This is a genomic window from Rhizobium sp. LjRoot254, assembly GCF_964254105.1.
Classification (GTDB): Bacteria; Pseudomonadota; Alphaproteobacteria; order Rhizobiales; family Rhizobiaceae; genus Rhizobium_E.
In genome coordinates, this window is record NZ_CAXUSM020000001.1 from 3,701,444 (window position 1) to 3,714,639 (window position 13,196).

The 13,196-nt window shown below is 62.4% G+C and carries 13 protein-coding genes; 3 read left to right on the forward strand and 10 right to left on the reverse strand.

The window, feature by feature from the left end:
* The 8 genes from lpxK to ACSQ26_RS18260 all read right to left on the reverse strand — a co-directional run bounded on the left by lpxK (position 1) and on the right by ACSQ26_RS18260 (position 6,398).
* Positions 1–1,035 carry a tetraacyldisaccharide 4'-kinase gene (lpxK, locus tag ACSQ26_RS18225; RefSeq protein ID WP_436011278.1) on the reverse strand — a complete coding sequence of 345 codons (1,035 nt, stop codon included), beginning with the start codon at positions 1,033–1,035 and terminating at the stop codon, positions 1–3.
* Between the two features lie 85 nt (positions 1,036–1,120).
* Positions 1,121–1,840 (reverse strand): HAD family hydrolase, encoded by a 720-nt coding sequence (locus ACSQ26_RS18230; RefSeq protein ID WP_436011280.1) that lies wholly within the window; start codon positions 1,838–1,840, stop codon positions 1,121–1,123.
* Positions 1,841–1,851: 11 nt separating this feature from the next.
* On the reverse strand, positions 1,852–3,177 hold the full coding sequence (gene waaA / locus ACSQ26_RS18235) for a lipid IV(A) 3-deoxy-D-manno-octulosonic acid transferase (RefSeq protein WP_436011282.1): 1,326 nt from the start codon (positions 3,175–3,177) through the stop codon (positions 1,852–1,854).
* A gap of 29 nt (positions 3,178–3,206) precedes the next feature.
* A complete protein-coding gene (locus ACSQ26_RS18240; protein ID WP_436011284.1) occupies positions 3,207–3,449 on the reverse strand; it encodes a DUF4170 domain-containing protein in 243 nt (80 codons plus the stop codon).
* A gap of 160 nt (positions 3,450–3,609) precedes the next feature.
* Positions 3,610–4,611, reverse strand: a complete 1,002-nt coding sequence (locus ACSQ26_RS18245; protein WP_436011286.1) for an NADP-dependent oxidoreductase — start codon at positions 4,609–4,611, stop codon at positions 3,610–3,612.
* 87 nt (positions 4,612–4,698) lie between these two features.
* Entirely contained in the window at positions 4,699–5,154 is a 456-nt protein-coding gene (locus tag ACSQ26_RS18250) for a DUF2147 domain-containing protein (RefSeq protein WP_436011288.1), read from the reverse strand.
* 63 nt (positions 5,155–5,217) lie between these two features.
* Positions 5,218–5,547: a hypothetical protein gene (locus tag ACSQ26_RS18255; RefSeq protein WP_436011290.1), complete on the reverse strand. Its 330-nt coding sequence runs from the start codon at positions 5,545–5,547 to the stop codon at positions 5,218–5,220.
* 32 nt (positions 5,548–5,579) lie between these two features.
* The gene (locus ACSQ26_RS18260; protein WP_436011292.1) at positions 5,580–6,398 is read right to left on the reverse strand and encodes an oxidoreductase; all 819 of its coding nucleotides are present in this window, start codon (positions 6,396–6,398) and stop codon (positions 5,580–5,582) included.
* A 99-nt stretch (positions 6,399–6,497) separates the two neighbouring features.
* Between ACSQ26_RS18260 and ACSQ26_RS18265 the strand changes: the two genes are divergently transcribed.
* Entirely contained in the window at positions 6,498–7,085 is a 588-nt protein-coding gene (locus ACSQ26_RS18265; protein WP_436011294.1) for a TetR/AcrR family transcriptional regulator, read from the forward strand.
* An 89-nt stretch (positions 7,086–7,174) separates the two neighbouring features.
* On the opposite strand, the gene ACSQ26_RS18270 is transcribed toward ACSQ26_RS18265, so the two are convergent.
* Positions 7,175–7,960: a 3'(2'),5'-bisphosphate nucleotidase CysQ gene (locus ACSQ26_RS18270; RefSeq protein WP_436011296.1), complete on the reverse strand. Its 786-nt coding sequence runs from the start codon at positions 7,958–7,960 to the stop codon at positions 7,175–7,177.
* Positions 7,957–9,303: a TldD/PmbA family protein gene (locus ACSQ26_RS18275; protein ID WP_436011298.1), complete on the reverse strand. Its 1,347-nt coding sequence runs from the start codon at positions 9,301–9,303 to the stop codon at positions 7,957–7,959. The genes ACSQ26_RS18270 and ACSQ26_RS18275 overlap by 4 nt, the downstream gene beginning before the upstream one ends.
* A 129-nt stretch (positions 9,304–9,432) precedes the next feature.
* Here ACSQ26_RS18275 and ACSQ26_RS18280 point away from each other — a divergent pair, with 129 nt between their 5' ends.
* Positions 9,433–11,205, forward strand: coding sequence for a monovalent cation:proton antiporter-2 (CPA2) family protein (locus tag ACSQ26_RS18280; RefSeq protein WP_436011300.1), 1,773 nt, complete (start codon positions 9,433–9,435; stop codon positions 11,203–11,205).
* Between the two features lie 240 nt (positions 11,206–11,445).
* A complete protein-coding gene (locus ACSQ26_RS18285; RefSeq protein ID WP_436011302.1) occupies positions 11,446–13,131 on the forward strand; it encodes a response regulator in 1,686 nt (561 codons plus the stop codon).
* Positions 13,132–13,196: the final 65 nt, after the last annotated feature.

Genomic DNA, 13,196 nt, shown 5'->3' on the forward strand with positions numbered 1-13,196 from the left:
CTATGGCCTCAGCAGCCGCCGCTTCCTGAAACCTGCAATCGCCTCGTCGATGATCAGCCGCGCCGTGTTCGGCGAGTCGAAGGCCATTTCCACGTCGATCACGGTGAGCTTGGCCGCTAGTTCCTCGGCCCGACCGTGGTGGCCGCGCAGGCGGACGGCATCCTTGGCGGTGGTGACGATCTTGAGATCCTGCTTTTCGGCCGTTGCCAGCAGGTCGGCGATCTCGTCGTCGAGCAGGTGTTGGTGATCGCCGAAGGGGCGGCGCACGACAATGTTTGCACCGAGCCCCTCGACGGTGGAAAAAAACTTGTTGGGATCGGCGATGCCGGCGAAGGCCAGCACGTTCCGGCCCGCGATGATGTCCCGATCGCCGACGGGATCGACCCGGCCTTCGAAAACCGGCTTGCCCGATCGCGCGGCGACGCGGATGAAGGGATCGGCGGCGTTGCCGCGGCCGAGCTTCAAAAGCGCCGTCGCATATTTCAGTTGCAGTGTGGTCGGCGCCCGCACCGGACCGGCCGGCACGAGAAAGCCGTTGCCGATGCCCCGGATCGTATCGACCACCATCAGCGCATAGTCGAAATGCAGCACCGCGCTCTGGAAGCCGTCATCCATGATGATGATGTCAGCGCCTTCCCTGATCAGCCTGCGCGCGCCATCGACCCGCTTGCGGGAGATGACGGTTAAGGCCTCGCGTGCGATCAGCAGCGGTTCATCGCCGACATCGCGGGCACGGTGATGATCGGGATCGACCACGGTCGTGCGGTCCATGCTGCCGCCATAGCCGCGGCTCAGCACGCCGGGCGTCAGCCCCCGCGCCTTTGCGGCCTTGGCGAGCGTGATGACGGTGGGGGTCTTGCCGGCGCCGCCGACGGTGAAATTGCCGACGCAGATAACAGGCACTTCGATTTCCAGCCGCTTGGCCTTTTTCATGCGCCGGCTGGCGAAATAGCCATAGATCAACGAGGCCGGTGCAAGCAGCCAGGCCCTCGGATCGCCTTTTTTCCACCAGAAGGGTGGCGCTTCAGATACCATTTCATCGCCGGCGGATTGGTGGCCGGCCCCAAAACCAGAATTGCGGCGAAGAAACGCTAAAACCCCGGATAATGCAAGGGTTGAATCAGACGGGTTCGGGCGCGGAAATACTATCGAGCAGCGCGCCGAGCTCTTCTATACTGCCGAGGACATGATCGGCGAAGGGAGAAAGCGAGGCGGGCGTGCCGGTCCCCGTCAGCACGCCGATCGCGAGACCCGCCTGGGCATTGCGCGCCATATGCAGGTCATGGGTATTGTCGCCGACCATGGCGATCTCGCTCGCCGGCATACCGCATTCGCGCGAGAACCCCTCGATCATGCCGGGATTGGGCTTGACGCCATGGCCGCTGTCATAGCCGGCGATATAGTCGAGCAGGGGCAGTATGCGCTGGTATTCCGCCATCGAACGGATGGAGGCCTCGTTGTCCGATGAGGCGATGCCGAGCTTCAACCCACGCTCCTTGAGCTTGAGAAAAAGCGCCTGCAGATTGGCGACAGGCACCGATGTTGATGCACCTTCGAGGAAGAAGCGATCGAGATGCCTGGTCAGTTCGACCACCTCATGCTTGGAGCCAGCCGCGATCATGCCGGCGGCGATCTCGCTTGGGGCGGCGGCGGCAAACAGGCTATCGGCAACAGTCTCGCCGGTTTCCGGATCCATGCCGCAGGTGCGCAGCAGGTGATCGCCCAATTCCACGTCTCCATCGGCGGCGTAGAGCGCGCAGCGGCGGTTCACCGGCGCCCAGCTCTTGTCGTAGTCGAGCAGCGTGCCGTCCTTGTCGAAGAGAATGCCGGAGATCTTCACGGGATTGCTTTCTATTTGCCGGTCAGCGCGCCGTTGCGGGGCATCAGCCGGGCCTTCATGGTGAGCGGATTGACATAGGGTTCGAGCCCGCGAAGCGTCGCGGTCAGTGCCCCCCGCATCTGATGCACGGTCTGCAAACCTGCATCGATCATCGCGTGCCGAGCGCTCTCGTTGGTGATCAGGTAGTAGACGCCCTTGGCCAACATCTCGGTGTCGCGCACCATGCGGGCCGAACCGTTGCGCGCCAACGTCTGGTAGCTTTCGCGGAAATTGCCCACCTGTCCGCCCGACAGCACCGCACAGCCCATCATGGCGGGCTCGAGCGGGTTCTGGCCGCCCGACGCGGTAAGCGACCGGCCGACAAAGGCGATCTCGGTGAGTTGCAGGTAGAGGCTCATCTCGCCGATCGTATCACCGAGATAGATGTCGGTGTCGGCCATGACAGCGTCATTGCGGCTACGGCGCGCGACAATCAGGCCCTCGGCCACCAGCATTTCCTCGATCTCGTCGCAGCGCTCGGGATGGCGCGGCACGATGATGGTGACGAGATCGAGCCGCGATTTGAGCGCCTTGTGCACCTGGGCGGCGGCCTTCTCCTCGCCGTCGAAGGTCGAAATCGCCGCCCATGTGCTGCGGTTGCCGATCTGCGATTTGGTTCGCGCCAATGTCAGCGGGTCGGCGGCCGGCATGTCGCTGTCGGCTTTCATGTTGCCCGATATCAGCACCGGCAGCGCGCCGAGTTCCTGAAAGCGGGCAGCGTCGAGCTCGGATTGCGCGATGACCAGCGACATGTTCTCGAACAGCGCCGAGGCGATGCGGGGAAAGGACGACCAGCGGCGGAAGGACCTGTCCGACAGTCTGGCATTGACCAGGATCTGCGGAATATGCCGCTTGCCCAGTTCGATGATCGTCGCCGGCCAGATCTCGGATTCGGCAAACAGCGCCAGGTCCGGTTGCCAGTATTCGAGGAACCGCCGCACGACGGGCTTGAGATCGAGCGGCACATATTGGTGGATCACATCATTGTGCAGCCGCGAGCGGGCGATGGTCGCCGATGTCACGGTGCCGGTCGTCAGGAGCACCGTGATGCCGCGGCGGGCGATTTCCTTGATCAGCGGCACCATGGCATTGGTCTCGCCGACGCTTGCCGCATGCACCCAGATCAGCGGGCCTTCGGGCCGGGCCGCGCTGGAATAGCCATAGCGTTCGGATTTCCGCGCCCGCTCCTCCTTGCCGCGCGCGGCGCGCAGCAGCACGAAGGCACTGATCGCGGGATAGGCTGCAACGCCCAGCCCGCGATAGGCCGCAAGCGCCGCACGGGCGCGCAGGCTCTTCATCGGGCGAGCGCCTCTAGCCGGACGAACATCTATTTCGCGCCCGAGGTCGGATCGAGCAGCTTGTGCATGTGCACGATGAAATAGCGCATATGGGCGTTGTCGACGGTCTGCTGCGCCTTGGCCTTCCAGGCGACATGCGCCGAGGCGTAATCGGGGAAGATTCCGACGATGTCGAGCTCGTCAAGGTTCTTGAATTCGCTGCCGGTCAGTTTCTCGAGTTCACCGCCGAAAACGAGATGAAGAAGTTGCTTGGGCTTGTCTGATCCGCTCATCGGGTCCGCCTTGGTGTTTTTCTTGCTTTTTCCATTTGGTCAAATCTGACCACTGGATTGCGGCAATATCCCGGAAACGTCAATCGCTCAAGGGCCGTGTGGTCGCCGCCCCCCAATCGCCTGTGATTAACGGTCGGTCCGGCTCGCGTTGCGCAGCTTGTCACCTCATCTTGACGACCACCTTGCCTTTTGCGCGCCCTGTGTCGACGTACGTGAGAGCTTCCCCGGTCAATGCGAATGGAAAGATCCGATCCACGACCGGCCGTATGGCACCGGAATCGATCAGCGTGGTGATCTCGCGCAATTGGTCGCCCTGCGCGCGCATGAACAGGAATGAATAGCGCACGCCATGGCGTTTCGCCTTCTTCCTGATGCCGTAGCTCAAGAGGCGCATGACCGTTCGCAGGAACCAATTCGCCCCCAGTTCCCTGGCAAAATCGGGATCGGGCGGGCCGGAGATCGAGATCAGCTTGCCGCCGGGTTTCAGCACACGAAGGGATTTTTCGAGCGTGTCCTTGCCGAGACTGTTGAGGACAACGTCGTAGCCACTGAGGATTTTCTCGAAATCTTGTGTCTTGTAATCGATGACGACATCGGCGCCGAGGCGCCTCACCAGATCGACATTGGCGGTACTCGTCGTCGTCGCGACCGTTGCGCCGATATGCTTCGCCAGCTGGATCGCAAATGTTCCGACGCCGCCGGAGCCGGCATGGATCAGGACTTTCTGTCCCTTCTTCAGGTTGGCTTTCTCGACCAGTGCTTGCCAGGCGGTCAAGCCGACGAGCGGGATCGAAGCCGCTTCTTCCATGCTGAGATCCCTGGGCTTGATCGCCACGTCGGTCTCATTCATGGAGATCAGTTCCGCGAAAGTGCCGATGCGATTCTTATCCGGCCGGGCATAGACCTCGTCGCCGGGCTTGAACCGCGTCACTTTGGGACCGACCCGCACGACAACACCAGCCGCTTCATGGCCCAGAACGAGCGGCAGACGATAAGGCAGGATGAGTTTGAACTCGCCATCCCTGATCTTCGAATCGAGCGGATTCAGGCCGGCAGCGTGGACCTGGACCAGAACGTCATTGTCCCGCAGTTCCGGGTCCGGTCTCTCGCCGATCCGTGCGCCGCTGTTCTTGCCGTAGCGATCGATGAAGAAGGCTTTCATGTCAGGTTCTCGTGCATGGTATTTTTCTTTCCGATCCTGCTGATTGCATGAAGTGCACCACCAGTTTTCTGGTGGTGCGGTATCCTGTTACTGACGTATCCAGGTCTGCGAGCGGCCCAGCAGTGATACGCCGATATAGCCGCGCACGCTGAGTTTCCTGCCGCCATCGATGAGGTGCAGATTGCTGCTGTAGACCTCGCCGTTTTCAGGGTCGAGAATCTCGCCGCCGGTATATTCGTCACCATCCTTTTTCAGCCCGGACAGAATTTGCAGGCCGACGATCGGCGCATCCTTGCGCGCGCCCTCGCATTCACCACATTTCGGATTCTGGTCTTCATCCGGGCCGGGGAAGACTTTTACAACCGTACCCCGCAGGGTTCCGTTGGTTTCGGTAATGCGGATCAGCGCTCTCGGCTTGCCACTGACATCGTCGATGTTCTTCCACACGCCGACGGGCGAAGTGTTGTCCGCCCGCGCGGTGGAAGACATGAGTGTTGCGGCCAAGGCGATCGCAAGCACGCCGGCATGTTTGAAAGTCAGCATTGTCTTATCTCCGGGAGTTCGATTGTTGCTTGTTGGGGTTTGATCCGGACGGCGGTGAATGAGTCACCCGCAGCCCTTGGACTGGATTGTTGCATCGACCGCCACGAGTTCGCCCTTGCCGCGCGCGACCTCGTCTTCCCTGTCCTGGCCGGTCATCGACGCGACAGGGACATGAATGACACTCATCGCGGCCTTGTCGTGTTCGGCGGCCTCGTGTTGGGCTTGCTCCAGGCGAACTTGGGCGGTCTGCCTGCCCGTCCGGCTTGCCAGAAGTTCGGCGCAGGACATTTGCAGATAGCGATCCGTCGCAACCGGCGTTGCCGCGATCTGGTCGGGCTGCCTGGCACAGCCGGCGGCGAGTAACGCCATCGCGCAGAGAGCCGTTGTTTTCATATGAATTTTCCTGAGGGGCACGCGCATGTTCATCACACCCGATCGAGACCCAATTGCTTGCGCAGGCTCTTGTCGAAAGCGAAGGCCGGGACAAAGCGCCTCAACAGGCTCAACTGAGAGGCGAGCTTGCCAACCGTGTAGCGCTTTTTGGGCACCACCGCGGTTGCGGCCTTCACAACGATGTCCGCCACCGCCCGAGGTTCGTCCGCTGTCCTCATCGCCTCCTGGATAATGGTGGCCGCATTCTGGCGCGCCGTTTCATAGGCGGCCATCGGCCGGTCCGGAGACACGGCATTCTGGTCGAAAGCTGTCCTGGTATAGGCCGGTTCGATGAGGATGGCGCGGAGGGCATGCTCGCGCAGTTCGTGGTCCAGCGACTCGGTGTAGCCCTCGAGCGCGTGCTTGGTGGATGCGTAGAGCGCCGAGAAGGGCGCGGGAATGAATCCCAGGACGGAACTGATATTGATGATCCGGCCGTTCCGCTGCTTTCGCATATGCGGAAGCACCGCATTCGTCATCCGGATCACGCCAAACACGTTGACGTCGAACATGATCTGCGCCTGCCTCGCCGAGGATTCTTCAGCGCCGCCAATGAGGCCGAGGCCGGCATTGTTGACGAGAATGTCGATCCGGCCGGTCTTCGACAGCACGGTTTCGACGAGGAAATTGACCGAGGCTTCATCGGTGACATCGCAGATCAGCATCGAAACGCCGTCCGGACCGCCACTGCTCGGCCGGCGGCTTGTCCCGAAGACCTTGAATCCCGCTTGCGCCAGCGCCTCGGCGCTGGCGCGGCCGATGCCCGAAGAGGCGCCCGTCACAACAGCGGTTCGTAGCGAATTTTCGCTCATTCAATTCTCCAATCGCGATCCGATGATTTCATTCTTTAAATTATGATCGTAATATTATATAACACTCGTAATTCCATCTGAAAAGCCCTAAAACGAATCATGCGCTACGAAAAAGGTCGGAAGGACGCATCGCGTCGCCAAATCATGAAGGTCGCAAGCGAGCGTTTTCGCTGTGACGGTATCGCCGCGTCCGGTTTGGCGAGCGTCATGAGTGACGCCGGACTGACCAACGGGGCCTTCTACGCCCATTTCGACTCCAAGGCGGAGCTGGTGCGTGAAACCGTGGCGGCGGCGCTCGAAGAACTGTCGAAACAGGTAGGAGAAGCCATTGCCGCTGGCGGATTGGGAGCGGCCGTGGCGACCTACTTGTCGACCGAGCATCGCGACGACCCGGCACATGGCTGCTCGTTTGCGGCGCTTCTGCCGGAGCTCGCGCGTCAGCCAGCCGAGGCGCGCCAGGTCTATACGGAGCACTTCCTGACTCTCGTCCGCCAGCTGGTATCGGCGCTGCCGCCGCAAACCGGCAAACCCGAGGATACCGCGATGGCGATGTGCGCAACTCTTATCGGCACGCTTCAGCTTGCCCGCATTATGGACGGGCCAGAACTATCGGCTCGCATGTTGACAGTGGGCGCGGATGCGGCATTGCGGCTTGCGGAGCCGCGTCAGGATGATGCAACCGCGTAGGTTCCAGTAGACTCACCGCACCCTGCCGCTCCAGTTCCCATCATGGCTGGATAACGGGCGCGAATTCAAGGGATCTCCGGGGGCGGCGGTTAGGCATTCGCCAGTATGGAGCCCAGCAAATCCTTGCGCGCGGCAAACAGGATGCCATGCCGCGCCGTGGGAGAGTTATAGACCAGCGGCTCGCCCTGCATATCGCACACGCCGCCACCGGCATTGGTGAGGATCAGGTCGGCCGCCGCGAGGTCCCAGTCATGGGCATTGGGCTTGACGATCGTCGCATCGAGCCTGCCGTCCGCGACCATGGCGAGGCGGTAGGCCAGCGAGGGAATCTTGGAAATGCGTTCGATATTACCGAAGGGCTGCGTGAAGCGCTTGATCATGTCGTCGGCGGCACTCACCCGCACCGGCCCCGATCGGGACGCAATGCTGAGCGACACGCCGTTCTTCTCGACCCGTCCGGTCGCATCGGCAATATAGAGCTCATCGAGCGAGGGCGCGTAAAGCACGCCGGCGATCGTCTTGCCGTTCTCGGTCACGGCGGCGCTGACGCACCATGTATCGAGCCCGTTCATGAAGGCGCGGGTGCCATCGATCGGATCGACGATGAAGACGCGTGGCTGCGCCAGCCGCGCCGCGTCGTCGTCGGTTTCCTCCGAGAGCCAGCCATAATCCGGCCGCGCCGCGCGAAGCATGGCGTGCAGGATGTCATTGGCCGCGTGGTCGGCGGCGGTGACGGGCGACGACCCCTCGTTCTTCCACCATATCTTCACATCGTTGCGGAAAAATTTCAGCGCCTCGCGGCCGGCCGCGATCGAAGCCTCGATGAGGAGATCGAGGTCGGTTTGGCCAGTCGCGTTTGGCTGTGCTTCAATCATCGGCCGGCAAGCGTCATGTTCTCGATCATCACGGTCGGAGACGCGGTCGAATAGGTGCGGTCGATATCGTTGGCGGGGGTCATCGACAGGAACATGTCCTTCATGTTGCCGGCGATGGTGACTTCCGAGACCGGATAGGTGAGTTCGCCGTTCTCGATCCAGAAGCCCGCAGCACCACGCGAATATTCGCCGGTGACGAGATTGGCGCCATGGCCGATCATCTCCATCACGTAGAAGCCGGATTTCACCGACTTGATCATGTCCTCCGGCGCGATATCGCCCGGCTCCAGCGCCATATTGCTGGAAGATGGCGACACGCTGGTGCCGCCGCGCACACCACGGCCATTGGTCTTGAGGCCCAGTTCGCGGGCCTGCGAAGTCGCGAGGAACCATGTCTGCAGCACGCCGTCCTCGACCATCAGCAGCTTTTCGCCCGAGACACCCTCGCCATCGAAGGGACGCGAGGCACTGCCCCGGAATATCTTCGGATCGTCCGTGACGGTGAGGCCCTTGCGCAGGATCTGCTTGCCCATCATGTCCATCAGGAAGGATGTCTTGCGCACGATCGCCGCGCCATTGATGGCCGACGCGATATGCGACACCAGCCCGCGCGCAACGCGCGGATCGTAGATCACGGTGAGGCCCGTGCCGGTATCGGCCTTGCGCGGATTGAGCTTCTTGACCGCGCGTTCGGCGGCCTTGCGTCCGAGTTCGGCCGCCGCATCGAGATCGGCATAACGCACGCGGGAGTCGCCTTCATAGTCCCGCTCCATCGTGGTGCCTTCGCCGGCAATCACCGAGACGCCACGGCCGAAGCGCGTTGCCATGTAGGAACCCGAAAAGCCGCGCGAGGTGACCAGCACAAGCCCGCCCATCGAAGTCGATGCGCCCGAGCCTGCGGAATTCGTGACGCCGGGCACGGCAAGTGCCGCCGCCTCGGCTTCAAGCGCCGCATCGGTAAGCTCGGCGGAACTCACTTCGGTCAGGTCGAGCATGCCGAGATCGGGATGGTCCTTGGAGAGGTCCGCATCATCGGCGAGGCAGGCGAAGGGATCCTCGGGCGAGGCCTTGGCCATCGCCACCGCGCGCTCGACCAGCGTCTGGGCGTCAAAGCCCGGATTGGCCGACACGCTTGCGACGCGGCTGCCGATGAAGACCCTGAGCGAGAAATCGTCGCTTTCGGAGGCATCGACGCCCTCTACCTTGCCGAGCCGCACGGAAACCGATCGCGACCGGGATCGCACGATCACCGCATCGGCATCGGTCGCACCAGCCTTCTTGGCGAGATCGACGAGTTCTTCGGCGCGGGTGAGGGGATTTTGGGAATCAATGGGCTGTTGCATGACAGGCCTTTCTGTTGCCTCTCATTTATTGTGCGCTTGCAAAATCATCAAGGGTCACACTAGTTATTGATTGGTCGCACTCACTATTCATTGAAGGCCCGATCCTCGGGCCATGAATCGGAATACTGCATGTCTTCACCCCACGCGCTTTTCAACGAGGCGATTCTTCTGCTTGGCGGCGCCGTCATCGCAGCCCCCCTTTTCAAGCGACTCGGGCTCGGCACGGTTCTCGGCTATCTCGCGGCGGGCATCGTCATCGGCCCGATCGGACGGCTGATCGCGGACGGCGAGGAAATCCTCTCGGTGGCCGAACTCGGCGTGGTGTTCCTGCTGTTTATCATCGGCCTCGAACTCAAGCCATCGCGGCTCTGGCAGATGCGCCGCGATATTTTCGGCCTCGGCACCGCTCAGGTCGTGCTGACCGGCGCGCTGCTCTCCGCACTCGCCTTCTATTCGGGCCTGCTCACCTGGCAGGGATCGATCGTCGCCGGTTTCGGCCTAGCGCTGTCCTCGACCGCCTTCGCGATCCAGATCCTCGAAGACCGCGCCGACATGAACACGGCCTATGGGCAGCGCGCCTTCTCGATCCTGCTGTTCCAGGATCTCGCCATCGTGCCGTTGCTGGCGCTGACCGCCTTCCTCGCACCCGGCGCCGAGCGGACGACCAGCTTCAGCTGGCAGGGCGTGGGCATTTCGGTCGGCGCCGTCGTCGGCCTGCTGCTTGCCGGCCGCTATCTCCTGACGCCTCTGTTCCAGATCATCGGCCGCACCGGCGCACGAGAAGCGATGATCGCCGCCGCGCTGTTCGTCGTGCTGGGTGCTGCGACGGTCATGGAAATCGCCGGCTTCTCCATGGCCATGGGCGCCTTCCTCGCCGGCCTGATGCTGGCCGAATCCTCCTATCGCCATGAGCTCGAAGCCGATATCGAGCCCTTCCGCGGCATCCTGCTTGGCCTGTTCTTCATGGCCGTCGGCCTGTCGCTTCAGCTTACCGTCGTGGCCGAGAACTGGCTGACGATCCTGATCGCCGTGCCTGTCGTCATGGCGATGAAGAGCGGCATCATCTACCTCCTTTGCCGGGTGGCCGGCTCCAGCAAGCGCGATGCGCTGCAGCAGGCCTTCCTGCTGGGCCAGGGCGGCGAGTTCGGCTTCGTGCTGTTCACGACGGCCGCAGCCGCAGGTGTCTTTTCCGGTCCCACGGCCTCGCTGCTGGTGGCGATCGTGACCCTGACAATGGCGCTGACGCCCGTTGTCTCGGTGCTGCCGAAGTTCCTGATCCGAGAGGAAGCGCCGGAGGAAATGGATGAGGATTTCGAAGGTGCCGAAGGCGCCGAAGTCTTCATGATCGGCTTTTCCCGCTTCGGCCAGATCGCCGCGCAGATCCTGCTCGCGGGTGGCCGCTCGGTCACCGTCATCGATCATTCCGCCGACCGCATCCGCCAGGCCTCGCGCTTCGGCTTCCGCATCTATTTCGGCGATGGCACCCGCAAGGACGTGCTGGTCTCGGCCGGCATAGAAAAGGCAAAGATCATCGCCGTTTGCACCAACAAGCGCGAGATCACCGACCAGATTGTCGATCTGCTGCAATCCAATTATCCCGAAGCCCGGATCTATGCCCGCTCCTACGACCGCGTCCACACGCTGGATCTCAGGCAGAAGGGCGTGGAATTCGAGATCCGCGAAACCATCGAATCGGCCCTCTATTTCGGTCGAAAGACGCTCGAAGGTCTCGGCATGGACGAGATCGACGCGATGGCGATCGCCGACGACATCCGCAAGCGCGACGAAGCCCGCTTGCAGCTTCAGGCGGTCGAAGGCATTTCCGCCGGTCGCGAACTGATGATCAGCGCGCCGATGCAGCCCGAACCGCTGATCAAGCCGCGCAAGGAAGCGGCTGAATAGAGCGCGCGAAATTTGCGTTTCGATAAAAATAGTACTTATTTTTCCGAGAATTGCGCGAAATTTAAATCAGAATTAATCACTGTCATGACAATCTGCGATCCACTGAAATGACGGCGGGGAACGGGCTCGGGGCCCCCTCGCGGACCCGGGCAAAATGCTGGCCGTCCGGGCGCCGCCGCTCTCCCGCTTCAGTGTGCCGCCAGCATGACATTTCCCTGATACCGCTGGGCGGAGCCCGAGATGAACGATGCCGCGTCTTTCGACGCCATCATGCAGTGCAATCTGCTTGAAGTCTTTTGCGAGGCTTTGGGAGCGGCGATCTTTGTCACCGACAAGCTCGACCAGGTGACCTTCGCCAGCATCCGGCTGCTGCATTTCTATCCCATCCGGCAGACCGCGATCGAGCCGGGCAGCCGCGCGCGCGACCTCTACGGCTCGCTGTTCGATGCCGGCTGCCGCTTCGGCCAATCCGGCAAGCAGGGCGGCAGGACGCGCGACGAATGGATCGCCGAACGCACCGCCATCGCCTGGAAGGAACGCGTCGATACGATCGAGCAGGCAGGCCCGGACCGCTGGGTCCGTATCGTCAGCCGCCGGTTCTCCTCGGGCCTCGGCTTCGTCGTCATGCAGGATGTCTCGGAGCAAAAGAAGAAGGAAAACCTGCTGCGCATCGAGCAGGAGCGCGTCAAGCTCACCGAGGAAATCCTCGATACCTTGCCTGTCGCCGTCGCGGTCAAGGATCGCAATCTCCATTTCGTCGCCGTCAACCAGCAATTCGCCGAACTCGCACAGCTTCCCGCCGATAGCATACTGGGTCGCAATAGCTGGGATATCGTCGATGCGGAACTCGCGGGCCGCATGGAGCAGGCGGACTGGCAACTGCTTTCGAACGGTCACGCCCAGACCGACCAGGTCACTGTCAAGCGCAGCGACGGCAGCGCCGTCACCATCGAGCGGCATGCCCGGCGCGTCGGCCGTCCCGGCAATCACTTCATCTCGATGAGCCTCGCGCAGGCCGTCGGGCACCGCACGGCTGAGAAAGCCTCGGAAGCCCGGCCAGTGCCCCGAGCAGTCGCCGGCCCAGCAGCACCTCTCGCCCCACCCGCTCTCGAAGAAGCCAGACGCCCCACTGGCTCCCGCAAGGTTCTCTATCTCATCGGCGGCCACTATACCGGCCATGGCCTGACGCTGGGGCTTGCGGCGCATGACGTGGAGCTCTGCCTCATTCGCGACGAGCAGGAATTCGCCTCCTTCGTCCCTGCTGCGAATGCTGCGGGCGTAGCGATCGATTTCGTGCTGATCGATGGCGACTTTTCACCCTCGGCCTTCAACATCGTCGCCAATGCCGGGTTCGATTTCAGGATGATCCCGCCGGGGTCGGAAGACGCCACTGCGCTCGCCGAAATCCTGCGCAGCCTCGAAGCACGCGAACAGAAAAATCCACGGCGCGCTCCCACCGGCGCTGCCTCTACGGCCACCCAGCCTCCGGTCGTTTCCGCCCCGCGCGGTAAGGTCGAACCGGACGACCGGCTGGATGTGCTCGCGGTGGAGGATAATCCCGTCAACCGCATGGCGCTCGAACAGATCCTCGAAAGCCTCGAACTCCGCTTCACCACCGTTGGCTCAGGCCGCGAGGCGATTGCGGCTGCGGCCATCGCCAGGCCCCGGCTGGTGCTCGCCGACCTGACGCTCCCCGACATGGACATCGACGAACTGGCAGGCGCCCTGCGGCGGTCGAATGCCGCGTTGCCGGTCATCGGCCTGATGCCCGCCGACAATGAGGGGAACCGCGAAAAATGCGCAGCCGCCGGCCTGGTCGATTGCATCGCCAAGCCGCTCAGCCCGGATGCGCTGGATATCATCATCCGCGAGCATCGCATCCCCGATCCCGTGATTGCCGCAGCTCGAAGCAGGCCCGCGGCATGATGATCGGATCACGCGCATCGCATCCGAAGGCCCTGCGGAAATTCGCACGTTTCGAAAGTCAATTC